Raw genomic sequence first — 20,766 nt, 5'->3', positions numbered from 1 at the left:
CATCAGTACGAGGGATGCGAGGGATGCGAGGGATACATCGGTTGTATCGGGGAACGTGAGTCCGCCTCCTGGGCCTGTCAATGGGTCAAGTCCCTTGACGCATCCGATGTATTGGAGTTGCCTTCTGGCGTGCTCCTGACACCCTCCGTGCGACGGAAAGGACAGACACGAGATGAACCGGAGATCCGTCCTACGAGCCGGGGCGGGCCTGCTGGCCGGTGGCGCCGTGGCCGCGGCGCCCGCACCGGCCGCCGACCCGACCGACGGCTGGACGCAGACCTCGTTCACGTTCGGCTGGCAGAAGCCCTGGAACCTCGACCTCGGCGACCGGCACAGCTACAGCGGCGGCGTCCACCGCATGTGGGTGTACGCAACCGACGAGCCGTTCGAGGAGGGCAGTTCCACCGACCCGCGCACCGAGATGCGCTGGAAGGTCGACTACAAGACCGGCGACCGCATGTGGGACGCCGACGTCTACCTGCCGTCCGGCACCGACGGCGCGTCCTTCGTCCAGATCCTGCGCAGCGTCCACCCCTCGGGCACCCCGGCCACCGACATCATGCTCAACGTCTACGACACCGGCGGCGGCACCGTGCGGCGCTACGACGGCACGGTGCTGAAGACCGACGCGTACGACACCTGGTTCAACGTGAAGATCGCCCACCGGGCGAGCAGCGGGACCGGGACCGTCAAGGTCTACTTCGACGACTCCCTCGTCCTGACGGTCGACGATCGCGGCCCCGCCACCCGCTATTTCAAGAACGGCGTCTACAACCACGGTTCCGGGCGCGTCGAGGCCCGCTTCCGCAACATCGCCTACTGGACGCGGTGACCGGTCTGTCCTCGGCCGGTACGCGGGCGGCTCACGTCCCGGGAAGCCAGCGGACCGGGAGGTGGCGGGGGCCCCGGATGAGGAGGCCGGTGCGCCACGGCAGGGCGGCGGGGTCGGCGTCCAGGAAGAGGGCGGGGCAGCGGTCCAGGAGTGCCGTGACGGCGGTGCGGGCCTGGAGGCGGGCCAGGGGGGCGCCCAGGCAGTAGTGGATGCCGTGGCCGAAGGCGATGTGACCGCCGGTCGGGCGGCGTATGTCGAAGCGGTCCGGGTCCGGGAAGCGCGCCGGGTCCCGGTCCGCGTCGGCGAGCGCGATCAGCACGAGTTCGCCGCCGCCCGGCACCGCCGTGCCGCCGATCTCGAGGGGCTCGGTGGTGAAGCGGTAGGTGGTGGTCTCCACGGGGCCGTCGTAGCGCAGCATCTCCTCCACGGCGTTGTCGACGAGCGCGGGGTCGGCGCGCAGCGCGGTGAGCTGGTCGGGGTGGCGGAGCAGCGCGAGGACGCCGGCGGCGATGAGGTGCACGGTCGTCTCGAAGCCGGTGACCAGCAACAGCCAGGCCATGCCGATGAGTTCCTCGGAGGAGAGCCGGTCGCCGTCCTCGTCCGTGGTCCGGATCAGGGCGCTCATCAGATCGTCGCCGGGCCGCCGCCGCATCTCGTCCACCATGGCGACCAGGTAGTCCGTCATCGAGGCGGTGGCGGCCGTCCTGGTGTCCCGGTCCGGGCTGCTCAGCGTCTGTTCGGCCCACTCCCGGAAGGCGGAGCGGTCGAGGGAGGGCACGCCGAGCAGTTCGCAGATGATGCCCATGGCCAGGGGGAAGGACAGCGCCTCGACGAGGTCGGCGCGTCCGCTCTGCCGGGCCAGCATGGCGTCGAGGAGTTCGCCGGTCAGCGCCCGCACCCTCGGGGCGAGTTCCTCGACCCGGCGTGGGGTGAACTCCTTCGCCACGAGCCTGCGCAGCCGGGAGTGGTCCGGCGGGTTCGAGCTCAGCAGGTTCTCGCCCGCGGAGAGCCGGGCCAGCGGCAGTGCGGGGGAGGCGTCCTTCCAGGACTTGGACAGCGTGGGGTCGGTGAGCGCGGCCCGGCACGCCTCGTGGCCGACCACGAGCCAGGCCTCCGCGCCCTCGGGCACCCGGACCCGGTGCACCGGGCCCCGGGCGCGGAGTCCGGCGTACACCGGATGGGGATTCCTGAGGAACTCCTCGCCGAGCGCCCCGAAGTCCGCCGCGACGTCCGTCGTCATGCCGACGTGTTCCGTCGTCACAGCGATGTGTTCCGTTCCTCGAACACGTCCCTGGCGACCCCGACGGCGTTCAGCGTGCGCGGGAATCCGGCGTACGGGACGACGTGGATCAGCGTCTCCACCACCTGCCGCGGGCTCAGGCCGACGTTCAGCGCGGCGCCGATGTGCACGCGCAGTTGGGGAGCGGTGTCGCCGAAGGCCGTCAGCGCGCCGACGGTGACGAGCTGCCGTGACCGCGCGGTCAGCCACGGGCGGTGGTAGACGTCGCCGAAGGTGAACTCGACGATGTAGCGGCCCAGGTCCGGGGCGATGTCCTTCAGCGACTCGATGACCTCCAGGCCGTGCGCGCCGTCGATCTCCAGCAGTTTCTCCTTGCCGCGCTCGTAACGGTCGCTGGAGTCCTCCATGACGGGCGGCTCGAACGTGACGTCGCGGTCGGCGAAGACCGTCCTGGCCACGCCGACCGCGTTGAGCGCCCGGGGGAATCCCACGAACGGCACCAGGTGGATCAGGGCCTCGATGATCTCCGCGGGGCGCACGCCGACGTTCAGCGCGGCGTCCATGTGGAAGTTGAGCTGCGACGCGGTGTCCCCCGCGGCGGCCAGCGCCGCGACCGTCACCAACTCCCGTTGGCGCAGGTCGAGTCCGGCCCGCGAGAAGACGTCGCCGTAGGCGAACTCGACGACGTAGCGGCCCAGGTCCGGGGCGATGTCCTTCAGCGACTCGACGACGGCCGCCCCGCGTTCGCCGGACGCCTCGCGCAGGACCGCCCACCCGCGCGTGTAGCGGGCGCTCTCGCGGGGCGCGGCGGCCGCCGGCGTCGCGTTCAGCAGGCCGTCGACACCGACGAGGGCGCCGGTGGCCAGTGTGGCGCGACGGGTGAGGGCGGCGGCGTTCTTACGTGATTCACTCATGGTGCTCCAAGCCGGTGATTCGATAGCTGGCTGGTGATTCGAGAGTTTCCTGGTTCAGGCTGCGCCGAGTTCAAGCCGTGCCGATCGCGATGACGTTCCCCTCGCTGATGTAGCCGTTCGGGTCGCGCAACGGGCCCGCCGGGTCGTCGGGGTCGAGGAACGGGGCCCAGTCGCCCGGCATCCCCGCACGCGTCGCCTGCCGGGCGAACCGCGCGCACGCGTTGCCGTAGAACCGCAGGGCGGCCGGGGACAGGGGGGCGTGGAACTCCATGAGGATCGTCCGCTGGCGTACCGATGTGAACCCGGCGGCACGCAGCCAGCGGTACAGATCGCGGCCCCGCAGCAGTTGGCGGGCGTAGCCCGGGGACTCCGCGCCCTTGCGGAAGAAGTCGGTGATCAGGAAGGGGTCCGCCGGGCGTACGGTGCTCAGGGTGCCGTCGACGTCCTTGACGGCGACGCGGCCGCCGGGCCTGGTGACCCGGCGCAGTTCCGCCAGCACGCGCGTCAGTTCCGCGTCGTCCAGGTACTGCGTCGTGTTCGCGCACCAGACGGCGTCGAACGTGCCGTCCGCGTAGGGCAGTTGGAGGAGACTGCCCTGCCGGACCGTCAGCCGTGCGCGGGCCGGACGGTCCCGCATCCGCTCGGCGGCGAGTGCGGCGTTCTCCTCGGCCAGGTCGAGGGCCGAGACCCGCCCCTCGGGCCCGACGAGGTCCGCGAGCCGGGGCAGGAACGCGCCGCTGCCGCATCCCGCGTCCAGCACGTGCCAGCCCGGCTGGACGCCCACACTGTCCAGGGCGTCCAGGTAGTACGGGGCACAGGCCTGGAAGTGCGGGTCCACGATGTCCTCGTGGGTGAACGCCAGTCCGGTGGACGTCTCGTATCCCCAGGCGTTCCCCTGTGCGGCTTCCTGCGTGTCCTCCCGTGCGTTCTGGTCCGCCGCGTTTTGATTCGCCGCTTTCTGATCAGCCGTCAGCATGCCTTCACCTCCTCGGTGTTCGCCCGGGCGAGCAGGTCCGTGAGGATCTCCGCGGTCGCCTCCGGCGCCTCCAGCGGTGCGAGGTGGCCGACGCCGGGGAGGGTGACGAGCCGGCCCTGCGGCAGGGCGGTCGCCGTCTCGCGGGCCTCGTCGAGGGAGACGAGTTCGTCCTCGTCGCCGATGGCGACCACGGCCGGTACGTCGGCCGTGCGCAGGGTGGCGATGGAGTCCGCCCGTGCCGCGACGGCCCGTTGCGCCCAGGCGACGGAACGGGGACCGGCCGCCTGCGCCAGGTCCGTCACCCGGGTCAGGAGGCCGGGCTGCCGGGCGCGCGTGGTGGCGCCCAGCAGGGCCGGTGTGGTCCGGGCGACGACCGCGCCGCGCGCCGCGTCGTCGAGGACCAGGTCGGCGAAGAGCCGCCGCCGCTCGGCCGCCTCCGCCGTGTCGGCCGTGCCCCTGGCGGCCAGCAGGGCCAGGGCGCGCACCCGGCCCGGATGGCGGCGCAGGAAGGCCATCGCCACGTAGCCGCCCATGGAGCAGCCGGCGAGGGCGACGCTGTCGATGCCCTGCCGGTCGAGTTCGCGGGCCAGGTCGTCGGCCACGAGGGCGAGCGAGGGCGACTCGTCCGTCAGCGGGGCGGCGCCGAAACCGCGCTGGTCGGGGGTGATGACGTGGTGGGCGCGGGCGCGCAGCCCCTGTGCCGTCGCCTCCCACATGGACGAGTCGAGGGGCAGCGCGTGCAGCAGGACGACCGGGAGGCCGTCGAATGCGCCGTTCACCGGCCCGCCGCCTGTTCCGCGTCGGCCACGAACCGCCGGACGTGCTCGGGCGGTTCGGCCGCCCGCAGCCGGCCCAGGGTCACGGCGGCGGGCGGCAGGTCGTGCACCGGGACGACCTTGACGTCCGGCGGGACGACGGCGTCCAGGGACTGGAACGACACATGGATCGCCGCGGTGTTCCTGAGCCGGTCCGCCAGCGCGGCCATCGTCGTCATGGGGTGGACCCGGCGGATCACCCGGCCGCCGGGGGTCCGGGGCGGCACCACCAGGTCCCAGACGTGCGGCGGGAAGTCACCGGGGCACTGGAAACCCTCGTACGCGGCGGCCTCCTCCACGGACACCGACGCACGGCCGGCCAGCGGGTGGTGGGCGCCGACGAGAACGGCCCGCCCGTCGTGCGCGACGGGTGCGCTCATGGCGATGTCCGGCTCCAGCGGGTCGTACTTGACGATCATGACGTCCGCGCGTCCGGCGCGCAGCGGCTCGAACGGCTCGGTGACCTCGTAGGGCACGTACTCCACCGACTCCGGCGGATGACCGGCGGCGGCGACGATGCGGGACGCCAGGTGGGGGCTGCCGTGGACGCCGAGGCGGATGGGGCGCGGCGCGGTGCGGGGGGATGACGGCGCGGTGCGGGGGGATGGCAACTCAGACCTCCGTGGTCAGTCCGGCGTATGCCTGGAGTTCGTCCGGGCGGTGGACGTCGGTGTCGACGCGCAGCATCGCGAAGCGCGAGCCCAGGCCGGTCAGGCGGGGCACGAAGCGCAGCGTCAGCCGGTCTCCGGGACCGATCAGCCGGTCCAGGACGGCTTCGGCGACGAGATGGTTGACGTGCACGAGTGCGTCGGTGACGCCCACCTTGGCGGTGGCGATGTACAGCTCGCGGTGGACCGCGGGGCGGGACCCGGCGGGAAGCCGCGGCCGGCCGGGCACGGTCACGGTGGCCGACGGGCGGCCGGACAGCTCGTGCGACGCCTCGAAGGCCTTGAGCAGCCGGCGCAGCGTGGCCGTCGCCGAGCCCGCCGCGGGTCCGGCCCAGGCCACCGATCCGTCGGCGGCGACGTGTTCGAAGGCGAACCGCTCGCGGAGGTTGGGCGGGCTGCCGGCCAGGTAGACGGTGCGGGTGAAGGAGCGCCGCCAGACGGCCTGCGTCTCGGGTGTCAGGCCGAGGGCGAAGGCGCATGTCTCGCGCACCCACGACGGCAGGTCGAGCCGGCCGATGACGACCACGGCCAGCACCTCGTCGTGCCGCACCGTGCCGGCGTCGTGGAATCCGGCCCGGGCGGCGCGCAGGGCCTGCGGGCTGGACAGGTCGAGCCGGTCCGCCAGCTCCGGGCGGGCGGTCCGCACCCGGTCCACGGCCGACCTGAGCAGGGCCTCCGAGGACAGCGGGTAGGGCAAAGGCGGGGGCGGCGGCGCGAGCAGCGCGGCGGAGAGGGGGTCGAGGGAACTGGTCACAGGAACACCGCCGACAGGAGTCCGGGATCGGGAGCGGGCCGGCCCTTGCCCAGGAGCGAGCAGGTCAGCCGGTAGGGGTCGACGTAGGTGTGGCCGCGCCGGGTCCGGTCGAGGGCGTCGGACAGTTCGCCCGCGCCGGCCGCGACGGCCGCCCTGGAGCGCTCCAGGAGCCGCGCGGCCACGGTCATGCAGTGCCGCAGCAGGTCGTGGCGGAACGACTGGCGCTGCCCGGGGCCGAGGGTCGCGATGAAGTACAGGCGCATGCCGAGCCGCAGCGCGCCCGCGCCCGTGTCGTCGTATCCGTATCCGTCTCCGTCGACGTCTCCGTCGAACACGTCGGTCGCGGCCCGCAGCAGCGCGCCGGCCGTGTGGTCGCGCCAGCCGCCGTGCCGGGCCGAGGTGATCTTGCCGTCGATCGGCACCCGGCCGATCGGCACCCGGCGCACCGTCGGCCCCAGTGTGCCCAGCACGCGGTTCAACAGCTGGTAGTCCGCGTCGAGTTCGGGGTCGTGGAGCAGGACGACCTCGTCGTACCAGGGCACGAGCGGGACCAGTTCACGCAGTGCGCAGGCGAGGTAGTTGGGGCGGCCGTCCGAGGTGACGATCCGGCGCAGCGGCATTCCGTACCGGGTGGCGTCCAGGTAGACGGGGCCGCCGCAGTGCCGCTGGTCGAGGACCAGGCCCACGGCGGCGAGCCGCTCGATCATCTCGTCGAGGCGCAGGCCGGGCGGCTGGTGCTCCTGGAGACCGGGGTCGTGCATCCCCAGCCGCGCGTAGTGCCCGGCCCACAGCCGCAGCATCCGCTCGCTGGCCGGATGGACCCAGCCGCCGTGCTCGACGGCGTCCCGGTAGGGCCGCAGGACGTCGGCGTCCTGGCGCTCGGCCTCGGACCGGTAGCGGACGTAGAGGTCGCCGATGTCCTCCTCGGAGAGCCGCGTGTAGTCGGTCTCCCCATGGGTGCGGTCGAGGTACTCCCAGAAGCCGACCGTCTGTTCGGTGACGTGATAGGTGGTGTGGCTGTAGCGGTAGGTGACCTCGGCGAGCGGTGCGGTGGCCCGGAACATCACGTCGGTCCACAGCAGGCCTTTGAGGTGGCTGGGGGTCAGCGGTTTGGTGGGGGTGACCGTGACCGGCGCCAGCAGGACGTTCTTGCGAGGCGGCACCGTCATCCTCCTTTCGCGGCGGCGATGGCGTGGCTCAGTTCGGCGTGGGTCGGCGGCCGGGGGCCGGGTGGGGCGGACTGCGCGGGGGTGTCCGCGGCGGCTCGTAGCCGGGCCTGGAAGTCCTCGTCGGCGAAGACCTCGGCGGGCGTGCGCAGGCTCGTCTGCATGCGGGTGATCCCTCGCCATACGGTGGGGTCGGTGGCCGCCGCCGTCATCGCGGTCGCCGTGAGCTGCCCGGACACGGTCGGTACGGGCCGGCCGGCCGTGGGACCCGGGGGAGCCCCGGCCGCCGTCCGCCACCGGGCGACCCGCGCCCAGGAGTCGTGCACGCCCTGCTCGTACCAGGGGCGCAGCAGCCGTCCGACGAGGGCCGTGGCCGCGAGGCTCAGCCGTTCGTCCGCCGTCGGGTGCTCGTCGAGCAGTTCGGCGAGGGCGAAGGCGTGTGCGAGGGCCAGGGACATGCCGCGGCCGAACATCGGGTCGGTGACGCAGGCGGCGTCGCCCGCCTGGAGGAGTCCGGTGACCGGGGGCCGGTGGCCGGCGGCCGTGCCGCGCAGGATGTTCGGCGGCATGCCGATGACCCGTACCGGGCCGAGCGGCCGGGCGACGTCCTCGTCGACCCAGTCCGCCAGGTACGGCGAGAGACGGCAGGCGGCGGTGAAGGCCTCGGGGGTGCGCAGGGCCGTGGTCGCGCGGTCGCCGGGCAGCGTCCCGAAGGTGATCGCGAAGACGTCGTTGTCGGCCGGGTGCAGGACGGCGGAGTAGTGGTCCCAGACGCCGCCCGCCGCGTTGCCCCGGTTGAGCGCGCCGGGCGGCGGGCCGTCGGGGTCGCGCAGCCGGTAGAAGCGGCCGAAAGCGCGCAGCCGGGAGGGGCCGGTCAGGTCGTCCGGCACCGGGAGGCCCGCCGCGGCGAGCCAGGACCGCGACGCCGACGCGCGGCCGGAGGCGTCCACGACCAGGTCGGCCGGGATCGTCTCACCGGCCCGCGTCACGACCCCCGTCACCCGGCGCCCCGACGGCCCGTCCGGCGCCGGCAGCAGCCCGGCGACCGTGCTGCGGTGACTGACGGTCACGCCGGGCAGCGCCCGCACGGCCCGGTGCAGTACGACGTCCAGGACGGGACGCCGGACGACCAGCGTGACCAGGTCGTCGTCGCCGGGCTCCCGGGGGCCGGCGGGCGCGACGGCGGTGAGGTCGAGGAGCCTGGCCCCCTCCTCCAGCGCCGCGTCCAGGACGGCCGGCGCGTGGCGGCGCAGCGTCCGTACGCCGAGCGCGTTGAGGATGTGGTCGTGGGCGGCCTGCGCGACCATGGGCCGCCGCCACAGCTCCGCGCTCTTGACGACCGGCCCGTCCGGCGGCGGCTCGCTCCGCTCCAGCACCCGCACCCGGTGGCCGCGCCCGCCGAGCGCCAGCGCCAGGGCGAGGCCGGCGACGCCGCCGCCCGCGATCACGATGGCCGCCATGGTCAGCGACGCCTGCCGTGCACGAAGAACACCCGCCGGACGTCCTTCACCTCGCGCGGCGGCACCGGGTCCGGCCACCGCCCGAAGTCGGCGTCGGGCTCGCCCGGCTGGACGGCGCGGACGTCGAACCCGTAGCTCTCGAACAGTGCCTCGGGCTCGTCGGTGCCGAACACCCAGGGGCAGCCCCAGCCCGCGAAGACGTCGAGCAGGCCCCGCATGTGAGGGAGCGTCAGGGCGGCCTGGTTGACGATGTCGGCGGCGATCCGGCTGCCGGGCGCGGAGATGGCGGCGACCCGCCGCAGCATCCGGTGCGCGTCGGCCTCGGGGATGTAGTAGAGCAGCCCTTCCAGCAGCCAGGTGGAGGGTACGGAGGGGTCGTAGCCGGCCGCGACGAGACGGGCCTCCCAGTCGTCGGCGGTGAGGTCGACGGCGACCGTGCGGTGGTCCACCCGTGGCTGGACGCCGTCGAGCCGCCCGGCCTTGAACTCGAGCACGGCGGGGCGGTCGACCTCGAAGTAGCGGATGTGTGCGGGCCACGGCAGCCGGTAGGCGCGTGAGTCCATGCCCGCCGGGGCCAGCACGATCTGGGTCGTCTCCGGCTCGTGGGCGGCCTGTTGGAGCAGGTCGTCGAAGAACCGGGTACGGATGGCGTTGTAGTCGGGGGTGCTGGGCAGGGTCCGGGGCCGGTCGGGCGGGAAGGTCGCGGCGCGGATCTCGGCCAGCAGTCCCGCACCGGCGTCTCCGACCAGGCCGGCGGCGTACGGGTCCTCGTACAGCCGGTCCGGACGGCGGGTCTCGGCGGCGCGCAGGGCGGCGGTGAGCAGGGCGGTCCGTTCGACGGGGTTGAGCACGGGCATCGGGGGTGGCTCCTCGTCGTGGGAGATGGGAGATGGGAGATGGGAGATGGGAGATGGGAGATGGGCGAGCGGGCGGGCGGTCGGGGGGATGGGCGGTCAGACGTCGCCCGGCGTACCGGTCAGGCGCTGCCAGAGGGCGTCGTCCTGTCGGAAGAGGCGGTCCTTGACCTGGGTCGGGCGGATCCCGGTGCCGACCGCCGCGTGCCAGTCGCGGACGAACGCCCCGGCGTCCAGCAGGCGTACGGCGGGCGCCCCGAGCCGGCCTGCCGACCGGGCCTTCGCGTACCCGTCGGACTCCGCCGTCAGGGCGCGGTCCAGCGCGTGGGCGAAACGGTCGGTCTCGGCCGCGCTCCAGGGCGTGTGGGGAGCGATGGCGAAGAGGTGGTGCGGGGTGCCGTCCGCCGTCGGTTCGACCCGGCACGCCACGTTGCGCAGCGCGAGCCCGCCGGAGTCCAGCGCCGTACGCAGGGCCCGGACGACCTGGGCGTCCCGCAGCCGTTCCCCCGCCGCGTCGCACCGGCCGCCCCGGCCCGCGTACTCCACCCGGGGCGCGCCGCCGACCCGGTCCACGACCCGGACCACGTCGCCGACCGCGTAGCGGTACAGCCCGCCGACATGGCTGAACACCACGTGGTAGTCCTGGCCCGCCTCCAGTTCGTGCGGCAGCAGGGTCGCGGAGTCGGGGGCGAGATCCTCGTCGGCCGGCACGAACTCGTACGCGGAGGCCGACGCGACGAGCCCGCCGGCCGAGGGATGCCGGTCCAGCGCCACCCCGACCGGCCCTTCCGAGGCGGCCACCGGCGCGGGCAGCGCGGTGACGCCGACGCCGAACTCCTCGCGCAGCGCGGGCAGATACAGCGACGCCACACCCGTGGTCCAGCAGAACAGCGCACGCAGCCGGGGCCACACATGGGCGGGGCGCACGGTCCCGAAGTAGTCGGCCAGCCGCTCGAGTTCGGCGGCGCGGCCGGGGTCCGGCGAACCGTACGGAAGCCCGCCGAGGGTGCCGTCGCGCACCTCCTTGACGATGCGCGGCCACCACAGGTTGAGCTGGTGGGGGACGGCGGCGATCATCGCCGGGTTGATGCCGATCAGACAACGCAGATCGCTCTGCACCGCCAACCTGAGCCGCAGATACGCCCGTTCGAGGTGGTCGCCGGGTTCGGTCGGCACCGGAAGCGTCGCCCACGGCGCGCCCGTGCCGGGCTCGGCAGAGAGGGGTTCGCCGAACCGTGCGCCGAAGTCGACCTGGCTGGCGCCCACATGGGGCCGGCCGTCGGTGGTGGTGGGCGGGGCCGACAGCGGATCGTGCTTGAGGTTGAGGACGGCGTCCGGCCGCTCCAGCACCTCCGGGAAGTGCTCGATCAGCGGCGCCCAGGCGGCGAAGTAGAACGGCATGAACGTCGTGCTCATGAAGCGCGGGGTGACGGGCACCTTCTTGTGCGCCCCGGTGCTGCCGCTGCTGGTGAAGTAGACGACCGGGGTGTCGGCCGACAGCAGGTTGCGTTCTCCCGCGGCCGTCCGTTCGATGAGCGGGGCGTGGGCCGCGTAGTCCTGCACCGGGACGGCCCGCCGGAAGTCGTCGATCGTGCGGATACGGCCGAAGCCGTGCCGCCTGCCGAACTCGGTGCCGGCGTTGAACTCCAGGAGGTCCGCGAGGACTTGCCGCTGCGCGCCGCGCAGGTCGGCGTGCTCACCGGCCAGCCGCTCACGCGCGGCGAACACCCGCTCGCGGTAGCGGCCGGTGTGACCCGGCGTGTGCCAGACGGAGGCGGGGGCCGACGGGGTGCTCACGGGGGCCGAAGGGCCGGCCACGGGGGCCGGATGAATGTTCACGGGGGCCGGAGGCGTGGTCACGGGGTCAGCACCTCCCGTACGGCTTCGGCGGTGCGGTCGGCGTCGGGCTGTTCCTGCACCATCGTCACCGGCAGGTCCCGGGTCTCCTCCAGCAGCAGCTTGCGCAGGTTCTTCTGGTACCGCTCGAAGCCGGGCCAGTCGCCGTCGGCGCCGTCGTGCTCGAGGACGTTGAGCTGCGTTCCGTCGCCCCTGCGGCGCCAGGCCGACTCGGGCGAGACGTCGAGGAAGACCACCTGGCTCGGCTGCGGGAACTCGCGCCACCAGGAGTACAGGCGGCTGTCCCGGACGCCCGCCAGCCGGCACTTCGCCAGGATCTTGTAGTAGTAGGAGTCCACGAGCACCGGCACCCGTGGATCGCCGCCGCACACCTGGTCCCGGACGTGCACGACGGCCGTCTGCAGCACGCTGGCCAGGAAGTCCACGGAGTAGGCGGTGCCGAGGCCCGGCAGCAGATGGTCGTGCAGGTCGCGCCGGAGCCGGGTGACGAGCGCGTGCTCGGGTGCGACGAACGCGCTGTCCGTCGACACCATCCGCCACTCGGGCAGCGCCTCGGCCAGCCGGCCCATGACCGACGACTTTCCGGCCCCGTCGGGCCCCAGCAGCACGGAGAACCGACGCTCGCTCATGCCGTACGCACGCTCGTGGAGTGCCGTGCCAGGGCCTCGCGCAGCTCGCTGTCGTCTCCGACGACGACGGGATGCCCCACGAGCTCCAGCATCGGCAGGTCGGAGACGTGGTCCCCGTAGGCGTGGCAGTCGAGCGGGTCGACGTCGGGCCGGGCCGCCAACTGCCGCAGTACCGCGGCCCGTTTGCCTTCGCCGATGACCGGGGTGTCGACCTCGCCGGTGTAGCGGCCGTCCACGATCCGCGGGCGGGTGCACAGGACCGCGTCGGCCCCCACCTCACGGGCCAGCGGCTCCAGGAGGGGCGGGAACGAGCCGGAGACCAGGACGAGGCCCGCGCCCGCGGCCCGGTGGGCGCGCAGGGCGCTGCGCGTGGAGTCGATGTAGAAACCCCGGGTGGACGAGGAGCGCTCGGCGAACCAGTCGTCCGCCAGAGTTGTGATCGTCTCCACGGACTCGTCCGTGTAGTGGCTGTAGTAGAAGCGGTTGATGTCGGCGCGGGGCGTCCCGTCGGCGGAGCGCCGGCGGATCACGGCCATGATCCGCTCGTACTCCTCCTCCCCGGCCGTCCCCTGACGGCGCACCAACTGGTAGTGCAGGAAGTCGAACATGCTCTTGACGGTGATCAGCGTCTCGTCGACGTCGCTGAAGACGAGGTAGGGCCGGTCCGTGTCTGTCATCTGCTGGGCTCCTTGTCATGACGGTCGGCGGCCCGCCGCACACGGGCCGCCGTTTCAGGGGTGGCTTTCCGTCATGGTCATGGCGTACGGATCTCGGTCCGCGCCGGGTTCGCCGCCGCTGCCGCGGCCTCCAGCGTCGCGCAGTCCTGGAGGGACCGGCCCGCCGCCCGGGTCTCCTTGGTGTGGGAGACGCCGGTCTCGAAGGCGGTGAACCGGACCTCCATCTCCGCGGTGGCCGATCCGCCCTGGCTCACGGAGAGTTCGCAGTGGAACGACGTGCGGGTGCGGTGCGGGGAGCGGTGGGCGAGGACCTCGCACCGCACCACCGCGGGGAGCGGGAAGAGGAAGTTGCGGTACCGCGTGGCGAAGGAGTCGATGACGAAGTAGCTGTCGCCGACCGCCTCGGGCGCCAGGTAGAACTGCTCGGCCACCGCGATGAACATCTGCCGCCCGGCCTCCATGGCCAGCATGCCCTGAATGTGCTGTCCGGTGACGTGGTCGGACATCACCTCGTTGTCGGCGTCCACCAGCAGGTCCGCCTCGAACAGGTCGGCGCGGACCGGCCGAGGCCAGGAGATCAGCACGTTCTCTGGGCGGTGTTTGTGCGCGATCTCCCGGCCGGCGCGGGCGTGCAGCGCCTGGTCGTCGATGACGACCCGGTGCGTGAGGCCGCGCCGGGCCAGGGTGTCGTGCACGAACTGGACGTCGAACAGGGAGACGCCCTGCCCCGGCGTCACCCGGACCACGTCGGCGTCCTCGGGGAACGTCCCGCTCCTGATCCGGCGGGTCAGCTGAGAGACCGTCAGCACGCCCGGGTGGTGGGCGAACTCGGCGAACACGTCGCCCACGAGGAACAGCGTGTCCGGTGTGGCATCGGTGACCTGGGATGTCTCATGGGGCATGGGTCTTCGCCTCTCCCGTTCTCCTGATGGTTTCCCCTGATGGTCGTCCCGGCCCGCTACTCGGAGAGACGCCGGCTCAGTTCCGGGAACTTCGGGTCGCTGCCGAGGGCTCCCCCCTCCGCCCAGCGGTTGCGCGGCACCTCCTGGATGTAGACGGTGATCTTGTCCAGCGGTGCTCCCGTGACGCGCCTGACGGTCCGGGTCAGCTCCTCCAGGAGTTCCTGGCTCTGGGCGTCGTCCTGACCGTCCCAGGTGGTGACGGAGATGATGGGCATGAGGCCTCTCCTGTGCTCTCTGGTGCTTTGCGGCGTTTCTGTTGTCTCTGTGTCTCTGTGTTTCTGTGACGGCGTGGTGCCGTCAGGGCCGTGGGGCCTCGGTGGTGCGCAGGTCCTGGAAGGACGGGCCGCGCAGCTTGAGGTGGGCGTGGATGTCACCGCCGAGCCCGAACTCCCCGATGGCGCCGCCGTAGCTGCGCTGGTAGCTCATCCACAGCACGACCACGTTGATGATCCGGTTGGCGCCCGGCAGCTCCGGGTCGGGGAACGGGTTCGGCATCGTGGCGTGGTAGCGGCCGGCGCCGTCCGCGTCCGTGACGAACACGTTGGGCACGCCGAGCGGGCCCGGTCGGGTCGGCCCGGCCGGATCCAGGTCGTGGGCGCGCAGCGACATGATCGTGTACACGCTGTCGGGGACGAGCCGGGAGAACACGAAGTCGAACGTCCCGCTGTGGCCGTCCGGAGTGACCCCGACCTCCAGGGTGCCGCTCGCCCGCATCCAGTCGCCGAACGTCACCGGCTCGACGACCTTGGGGCCGTCCTCCGGGCGCAGGTCCGGGATCGGCACCTCGTGGAAGGCGTGACTCGGCCGCTCGACCCGGTCGGCGTCGGGCAGTTGGTCGGGCGCGAACACCATCGGGTAGTTGTTGCACGGCAGCGGTAGCGGCAGCGTGTGCAGCACGACGTCCCGGTCCGCCCCGTCGGGGTCGGTGTCCAGCTCGCGCAGCACCGTGTACGGGGCGAGGCGGCCGAACTCGGGGACCGGACTGCCCGGGGAGACCACGGCCGCGCCCCACTCGGGGACGGCCCCCGCCCCGCCGGGCCGGTTGACCAGGCCCACCACCACGAAGTTGCCGTCGCCGTCCATGACCTCACTCGGCGGGTACAGCGGGCCCTGGGTCGTGAGGCTGAGCTCGTGGGTCTCTTGGCGGTTCGGGGTGGCGAGCCCGGCCGGGCCGGTCACCGTGGCGGTCTCAGACATCGACGCGCTTGTAGACGCGGGTGTACAGGCCGCTCTCGCCGCCCACGATGTAGCGGTCGCCCGCCTGCTGGACGATCTGCTGGTACGCGGGCGACGTGAAGACCTTCTGGTACTCCGCCGGCTCGCACTCGAAACCGGACACGAACATCACGCCCGGCTCGGAGCTGAGCAGCGAGTGGTAGGCCAGGAACGCCTTGACCTGGTCCGCGCGCCGGACGACGTCGAAGATGGTGTTCTCCCGCCACTCGCGGTAGGCCGCGTACTCCCGCGGCTTCACCTCGATGTGCCGAAGCTGCACGTACGGGGTCTGCGGCAGCGGGTCGGCGACGTCCTTCGGCGCCTCGACGAAGTCCAGGAGCTGGCGCCGGAAGTCCGTGACGAGGTCCGCCGACACGCTCTCCCAGAGCCGCTGCCAGACGGTGTTCAGCGCGCCCAGCTCCGCGAGGTCCGCGACGGGGGTGATCTCCAGGACGTTGTCGTCGTCCAGGCTGCGCAGCAGGGCGCGGCCGGCCACCGGCTCCTTCTGGTTCAGTTCGCTCCACTCGGCCAGCACCTGGTCCACCTTCCCGGGGGCCACGGCGACTTCGTTGAGCACGAGCAGGGTGGAAGACATCGGTATTCCTCTCATGGGGAACGTGGTTGAACGCGGTTGAGAATGGTTGAACGTGAGGGAACGTGGGTGACGAATGAGGTGAACGCGAGATGTGCGCGCCCTGCCCGAGTCGCCGCCTGAGTCCCTGGACCCGTCCGGAATCCGTCAGGGATCCGTCAGGGATCCGTCCGGGATCCGTCCGGGATTCGCCCTGGATCCGCGCAAGAATGGCGAGAATTCGCTTCGCGGACGCCGCGTGGGGCGGGTCAGGCTACGGCGACGCCCTTGGACGCGAGCACCGTGGCCGCTTCGGCGACGGTCTGCTCGGGGACGAGTTCGCCCATCTCGATCTCGATACCGAAGCTCTTCTGAAGACGCAGTGCCAGTTCTTCCAGCAGCAGCGAGTCGATCTCCATGGCCTCGAAAGTGGTGTCCGGCGTGACATTCGCTGTCGGAACGTCCAGATCCGCCAGTACCACCACGATGCGGCTGACGATCGAGTTACCCATTTCTTCCTCCGCAGATTCCTGGGAAGAACTGTTTCAGCACCGCACCGCACTGTGCGCACGACAGTTCTTGAAGACCGGGGAATTCAGCGGCTTCAATTCCGCCGCGTCCCACATTCATCCTGGGAGTCGCGGCACTGGAAGAGGAAGTGTCTCCTGATCATGGTGGTACGAACACCACCTCCGCGGAGAACCGGATCCCGCGTACGCGTATTCGCGCGGGAGGACGCGTGGGAAGACGTGCGGGAGGACGCGTGGGAAGACGTGCGGGAAGAGCCGAAACGCCGGCGTCCCGAGCCGGCGTTCCGTGGGGGAGCGGGGTACGGCTCAGGCGGCCTCGGCACGCGCGCCGACCAACCCGCGCGACTGCTCGGCCGCCAGGCCCGTCCCGGGCTGGGCGACGTACAGCGTCAGGAGTGAGTCGGGACACTCCGGCACACGCATCACCAGACGGTCGAAGACCATGACCCCGGCCTGCGGATGCGCGATCTTGCGCACGTACTGGTGACGATCGTCGACCTCGTGGCAGTCCCACAGCTCGGCGAAGTGCGGGCTGCGCTCACAGAGCGACTCGGCGATGCGGTCGAACTCCGGGTCGTCCGGGAAGCGGGCCGACTGCGCCCGGAACTGGGCCACCAGCCCGCGCCCCACCTCCGCCGCGTCCGGATACTTCTCGCGGGTGGGTGGATCGGTGAAGAACTTGACCACGCAGTTGTCGCCCCGCGCGTTGACCCGGAACAGGAAGCGCGCAGAACGGCTGGCCATTTCGATGCTGCCGTACCGGTCGGTGATGTAGGCCGGATTGGACGCCCACCCTTCGACGAGCGCGCACATCCGTTCGTACACGATGTCCCGGCTGCTGCCCCCCGTGCGCGGTGGGGGATTGTGTCCGGCCAGCCGGTAGAAATACTCGCGCTCGCAGCCTTCGAGCCGGAGGGCGTTGCCGACGGCGTTGACGATCTCTTCGGAGACGTTGATGTCCCGTCCCTGCTCGAGCCAGGTGTACCAGGACACACCGACTCCGGCCAGGGCCGCCACCTCCTCGCGGCGCAGTCCGGGGGTCCGTCGCCGCTCCATGTTCACCAGCCCGACTTCTTCCGGTGATATCTGCGCCCGACGGGCCCGCAGAAAGTGACGGAGTTTTGTTCGTCGTAACAGTCCGGATACCGGGGGGGATGCGGTCATCTGCATGTATCGGCCTCTTTCCCTTTGATCTCTCGGCGTCGAAATTCCTGCCATTGTGCGAGTTTCAAGGATTTCGGAAATCGACTGCGGCAGTGTATTGGACGCTACATCCAACTCGCAAGTAGAACTTTCAAGTAACGAAGAATGTCGATAAGCGTAACTCCGGTGATTTCCGGTGATCGATGCCGGTCTCGACTGATGGTGTTGGCAGTACCCGGTTCGGCACGCACTGCCTCCCGCCGCTCGTCCGCGTCAGACTGGCGACCATGGTCCACACAGCGGCGAACATCCCGGCGGACACAGCGGCGGGCACGGCGACGAGTACCCCCACGAAGAGCGAGGCCGCCCGGCTCCGCCTGTTCTGCTTCCATCACGCGGGCGGCAGCGCCTGGTCCTTCGCGGGCTGGGGGCAGCGGCTCGGGCGCGGCGTGGAGGTGGTGCCGGTGTCCCTGCCGCCGCGCCCGTCCGCCCGGAGCGACGACCCCGGCGCCGTCGGCACGATGGACGCGCTGGTGGGCGAGGTGACCCGGCGACTGGCTCCCGCTCTCGACGAGCCCTACGCGTTCTACGGCCACAGCATGGGTTCGCTGGTCGCCTACGGCGTGGCGCAGCGGCAGCTCGCCGCGGGATGCCGCCCGCCCGCCCGCTTCGTGGCCGGGGCCCACCGCGCGCCGCATCTGCCGTCCGAAGCGCACCTGACCGGGGAGCTGTCGGACGCCGCGACGCTCGAACTGCTGCTGGGCCTCGACGGAGTCGGCCGGCTGGTGCGGGAGGACCCCCGGCGCATGCGAGCCGTCGCGGACCGGCTCCGGGCAGACCTCCACGTGTGTGGCACCTACAGGTATCCGGCGGCGGGGCAGCGTCCGTTGCCCTGCCCGGTGCACGTTCTGTACGGCACCGGCGATCCGCTGGTCTCCGCGGCGCAGGCCGACGCGTGGCGCACCCACGCCGGGGGGCGGTTCTCGCTCCACGCCTTTCCCGGCGGCCACTTCTTCCATCGGGAGCACAAGGACCTGTTCTTCGCGGAGTTGACACGTGTACTCGAGATGGACATGAACTGAAGGTCCGTCAATTTTCGTCTGCCGTACGTCACTTGGGACGATCCGCCGAAGAGCGCCTCGCGCGTCCGATACACCGGGCGGCGCTCTTCCAAACCGCCTGAGATGTGATTCTCACCGCTGACAGTCCGTGTTCGCGCGACCTACATTCGGTTCACATGGACGCCATGCCTTCCCGGACCCACCCCAAGAACAAGCGACGCAGCCAACTGACGCACTTCCTGCGCAGCCGCCGCGCCGGGCTCTCCCCTGCGGACGTCGGGCTGGTCACCGCGGGCCGGCGCGCCCGGGTGGGGCTGCGGCGTGAGGAGGTGGCTGTCCTCGCCGGGGTGAGCGCGTCCTGGTACGCGTGGCTGGAGCAGGGCCGCCCCATCCGGGTCTCGGACGGGATACTGGACGCGATCAGCCGCGCCCTGCGGCTCAGCGAACTCGAACGGGTCCACCTGTACCGCCTCGCGGACGCCAACCCTCCGCTGCCCGTGTCGGGCGGCGGCCTCCCGGACCCCGAGGTGTTCCAACGGGTGGTGGACACCCAGTTGTCGGGGCCGGCGTGCGTCATCGACCGCTACTGGGACGTCCTCGCGGTCAACCGCCCGGCGGCCGACATGCTGCGCCTGGGCCGCGACGGCAACCACAACTACCTGACCAGCCTGTTCACCGGATCCCACGGCAGGCGGTATCTGAACTGGCCCCAGGTGGCACGGGCGATGACCGCCCGGTTCCGGCTCCAGGCCTCGTACGTCGCCGACGATCCCCGGTACGAGCAGACGGCGGACCAACTCGCCCAGAACGACCCCCGTTTCGCCGAACTGTGGGCCCGCCACGAAGTCGAGGAGTTCGTGCCGACGACCGCCGAGGTGGACTCGCCGGCCGCCGGCCGCCTCCCCTTCGTGCTGTTCACCATGGACCTGGACGAGGCCGCCTGCACCCGGCTGCTGGTCTACCTGCCGCCGGGCGTCGCCGATCCCCGGCCGTGACCGGCCGCCCCGGCCCGTCGAGTGGCCGGGGCCGGGGCCTCGCACGTCGTGCAGGGTGGTGGTCCCGCCACCACCGCGGGCGCCCACAGCGTCCGTACGGTCTGGCAGGCACCTGTCGGCAGCCGGATAATCGTCGTACGTCTTCGAGACGGCGCGAACATCCGCGCCGTTCGTAACAAGCCGCGTCCGGTGACCGTGTACCAGGCCTGCCGGTGACGCCCCTGCCGCGTCCGTCGCCCTCCGCCGAGCGGAGGCCGGCCCATCCGCCATGCCCGGGAGCGGCTTCCCGAACCGGCGCCTATGGAGGCCCCCTTGACGTATGTGTTGTCCCACCGACATCTACGGCACGCCCGCCGGCCGGTGCGGGAGGCCGGGGCATGAGTGGAGCAGCGGTCCTCGCCGGGCTCGGGACGTATCTCCCGCCCCGCGTCGTGACCAACGAGGAGATCTCCCGGACCCTGGACACCTCGGACGAATGGATCCGCACCAGGACCGGCATCACCCAGCGGCACTGGGCCGACCCCGGGACCGCAACCGGCGACCTGGCCGTGGAGGCGGGCGCACGGGCACTGAAGTCGGCGGGCTCCGGCGACGTCGACCTGGTGGTCCTCGCCACGACCACCCCGGACCACCCCTGTCCGGCGACGGCTCCCGAAGTCGCCTCCCGGCTGGGCCTGGAGGCCGTCGCCGCCTATGACATCGCCGCCGTGTGCAGCGGGTTCGTCTACGCGCTGGCCTCCGCCGCGGGCGCCATCGCCTGCGGTGTCGCCGAACGCGTGCTGGTCATCGGCGCGGAGACGTACTCCACGATCCTCAACCCGCAGGACCGCACCACCTCGGTCATCTTCGGCGACGGCGCCGGGGCCGTCGTGCTGCGGGCCGGCGACCCCACGGAACCGGGCGCGCTGCTCGGGCACGACCTCGGCAGCGACGGCTCGCTGAAGGACCTCATCGTCGTTCCGCGCGGCGGTTCCCGGCATCCGGCCACCGGCGCCGACGAGCCCGGGCCGCGTCCTGCCGACTCGTACTTCACCATGCAGGGCCAGCCGGTGTTCCGGCACGCCGTGACCCGGATGGCGGCCTCCTCGCAGGCCATGCTCGACCGCGCCGGGTGGGCCCCGGAGTCGGTGGACTGGTTCGTCGGCCACCAGGCGAACGTACGGATCCTGCACGCCGTGGCCGACCAGCTCGGGATGGCCAGGGAGCGGACGGTCGTCAATCTCGACCGGGTGGGCAACACCTCCGCCGCGTCCATCCCGCTGGCGCTCGCCGACTCCGTGGCCGGAGGCCTGATCACCCCCGGCGACCGGGTGCTGATGAGCGCCTTCGGCGGCGGTGTGACCTGGGGTTCGACCGCTCTGGTCTGGCCCGACATCGTGCCGCACCGAGACCCGTCCACGTCGGCCGTCGGTCAGGGATGACCGACGGCCGACACCCATGCCCGCTC

General features: G+C 72.0%; 22 protein-coding genes. 4 read left to right on the top strand and 18 right to left on the bottom strand.

All coding sequences use genetic code 11. The features are described from left to right. The first annotated feature begins 172 nt into the window (after positions 1-172). Positions 173-832 (top strand): polysaccharide lyase family 7 protein, encoded by a 660-nt coding sequence (locus OG352_RS04495; RefSeq protein ID WP_329214553.1) that lies wholly within the window; start codon positions 173-175, stop codon positions 830-832. Positions 833-863: 31 nt separating this feature from the next. Here the strand turns inward: OG352_RS04495 and OG352_RS04490 are convergent, their stop codons facing one another. The 18 genes from OG352_RS04490 to OG352_RS04405 form a co-directional block, all read right to left on the bottom strand. Continuing rightward, the gene (locus OG352_RS04490) at positions 864-2,072 is read right to left on the bottom strand and encodes a cytochrome P450 family protein (RefSeq protein WP_329223712.1); all 1,209 of its coding nucleotides are present in this window, start codon (positions 2,070-2,072) and stop codon (positions 864-866) included. A 17-nt stretch (positions 2,073-2,089) separates the two neighbouring features. Continuing rightward, positions 2,090-2,986, bottom strand: coding sequence for a carboxymuconolactone decarboxylase family protein (locus OG352_RS04485; protein ID WP_329214551.1), 897 nt, complete (start codon positions 2,984-2,986; stop codon positions 2,090-2,092). A 70-nt stretch (positions 2,987-3,056) separates the two neighbouring features. After that, on the bottom strand, positions 3,057-3,962 hold the full coding sequence (locus OG352_RS04480) for a methyltransferase domain-containing protein (protein ID WP_329214549.1): 906 nt from the start codon (positions 3,960-3,962) through the stop codon (positions 3,057-3,059). Continuing rightward, entirely contained in the window at positions 3,956-4,741 is a 786-nt protein-coding gene (locus OG352_RS04475) for an alpha/beta fold hydrolase (protein ID WP_329214548.1), read from the bottom strand. The genes OG352_RS04480 and OG352_RS04475 overlap by 7 nt, the downstream gene beginning before the upstream one ends. Then, on the bottom strand, positions 4,738-5,388 hold the full coding sequence (locus OG352_RS04470) for a LysR substrate-binding domain-containing protein (RefSeq protein ID WP_329214546.1): 651 nt from the start codon (positions 5,386-5,388) through the stop codon (positions 4,738-4,740). Before OG352_RS04470 ends, OG352_RS04475 begins: the two co-directional genes overlap by 4 nt. 1 nt (position 5,389) lies before the next feature. Then, a complete protein-coding gene (locus OG352_RS04465) occupies positions 5,390-6,199 on the bottom strand; it encodes a DUF6182 family protein (RefSeq protein ID WP_329214544.1) in 810 nt (269 codons plus the stop codon). Further along, on the bottom strand, positions 6,196-7,368 hold the full coding sequence (locus tag OG352_RS04460) for a hypothetical protein (protein WP_443072152.1): 1,173 nt from the start codon (positions 7,366-7,368) through the stop codon (positions 6,196-6,198). The genes OG352_RS04465 and OG352_RS04460 overlap by 4 nt, the downstream gene beginning before the upstream one ends. Next, positions 7,365-8,825, bottom strand: coding sequence for an NAD(P)/FAD-dependent oxidoreductase (locus OG352_RS04455; RefSeq protein ID WP_329214540.1), 1,461 nt, complete (start codon positions 8,823-8,825; stop codon positions 7,365-7,367). Before OG352_RS04455 ends, OG352_RS04460 begins: the two co-directional genes overlap by 4 nt. A gap of 2 nt (positions 8,826-8,827) precedes the next feature. After that, the gene (locus OG352_RS04450; protein WP_329214538.1) at positions 8,828-9,682 is read right to left on the bottom strand and encodes a class I SAM-dependent methyltransferase; all 855 of its coding nucleotides are present in this window, start codon (positions 9,680-9,682) and stop codon (positions 8,828-8,830) included. Between the two features lie 96 nt (positions 9,683-9,778). Further along, positions 9,779-11,407: a GH3 family domain-containing protein gene (locus tag OG352_RS04445; protein ID WP_329223710.1), complete on the bottom strand. Its 1,629-nt coding sequence runs from the start codon at positions 11,405-11,407 to the stop codon at positions 9,779-9,781. 128 nt (positions 11,408-11,535) lie between these two features. Then, a complete protein-coding gene (locus OG352_RS04440; RefSeq protein ID WP_329214536.1) occupies positions 11,536-12,165 on the bottom strand; it encodes a hypothetical protein in 630 nt (209 codons plus the stop codon). Next, positions 12,162-12,842 (bottom strand): HAD family hydrolase, encoded by a 681-nt coding sequence (locus OG352_RS04435; RefSeq protein WP_329214534.1) that lies wholly within the window; start codon positions 12,840-12,842, stop codon positions 12,162-12,164. Before OG352_RS04435 ends, OG352_RS04440 begins: the two co-directional genes overlap by 4 nt. A gap of 77 nt (positions 12,843-12,919) precedes the next feature. After that, positions 12,920-13,744 (bottom strand): AfsA-related hotdog domain-containing protein, encoded by an 825-nt coding sequence (locus OG352_RS04430; protein ID WP_329214532.1) that lies wholly within the window; start codon positions 13,742-13,744, stop codon positions 12,920-12,922. 56 nt (positions 13,745-13,800) lie between these two features. Then, the gene (locus OG352_RS04425; RefSeq protein ID WP_093771453.1) at positions 13,801-14,019 is read right to left on the bottom strand and encodes a tautomerase family protein; all 219 of its coding nucleotides are present in this window, start codon (positions 14,017-14,019) and stop codon (positions 13,801-13,803) included. Between the two features lie 82 nt (positions 14,020-14,101). Then, a complete protein-coding gene (locus OG352_RS04420) occupies positions 14,102-15,001 on the bottom strand; it encodes a hypothetical protein (RefSeq protein WP_329214529.1) in 900 nt (299 codons plus the stop codon). Beyond that, a complete protein-coding gene (locus tag OG352_RS04415; protein ID WP_329214527.1) occupies positions 14,994-15,614 on the bottom strand; it encodes a hypothetical protein in 621 nt (206 codons plus the stop codon). The genes OG352_RS04420 and OG352_RS04415 overlap by 8 nt, the downstream gene beginning before the upstream one ends. A gap of 245 nt (positions 15,615-15,859) precedes the next feature. Next, positions 15,860-16,102, bottom strand: a complete 243-nt coding sequence (locus OG352_RS04410; protein WP_093771457.1) for an acyl carrier protein — start codon at positions 16,100-16,102, stop codon at positions 15,860-15,862. A gap of 324 nt (positions 16,103-16,426) precedes the next feature. After that, positions 16,427-17,284, bottom strand: a complete 858-nt coding sequence (locus OG352_RS04405; protein WP_329223709.1) for a helix-turn-helix transcriptional regulator — start codon at positions 17,282-17,284, stop codon at positions 16,427-16,429. Positions 17,285-17,550: 266 nt separating this feature from the next. Here OG352_RS04405 and OG352_RS04400 point away from each other — a divergent pair, with 266 nt between their 5' ends. The 3 genes from OG352_RS04400 to OG352_RS04390 all read left to right on the top strand — a co-directional run bounded on the left by OG352_RS04400 (position 17,551) and on the right by OG352_RS04390 (position 20,740). Next, entirely contained in the window at positions 17,551-18,345 is a 795-nt protein-coding gene (locus tag OG352_RS04400; protein WP_329214525.1) for a thioesterase II family protein, read from the top strand. Positions 18,346-18,500: 155 nt separating this feature from the next. Then, a complete protein-coding gene (locus tag OG352_RS04395; protein WP_329214523.1) occupies positions 18,501-19,319 on the top strand; it encodes a helix-turn-helix transcriptional regulator in 819 nt (272 codons plus the stop codon). A 377-nt stretch (positions 19,320-19,696) separates the two neighbouring features. Beyond that, positions 19,697-20,740, top strand: a complete 1,044-nt coding sequence (locus OG352_RS04390; RefSeq protein ID WP_329214521.1) for a beta-ketoacyl-ACP synthase III — start codon at positions 19,697-19,699, stop codon at positions 20,738-20,740. The last annotated feature ends 26 nt before the right edge of the window (positions 20,741-20,766 follow it).

The sequence above is a fragment of the Streptomyces sp. NBC_01485 genome (genome assembly GCF_036227125.1).
Classification (GTDB): Bacteria; Actinomycetota; Actinomycetes; order Streptomycetales; family Streptomycetaceae; genus Streptomyces.
This window is presented reverse-complemented; position numbering and strand designations above follow the sequence as displayed.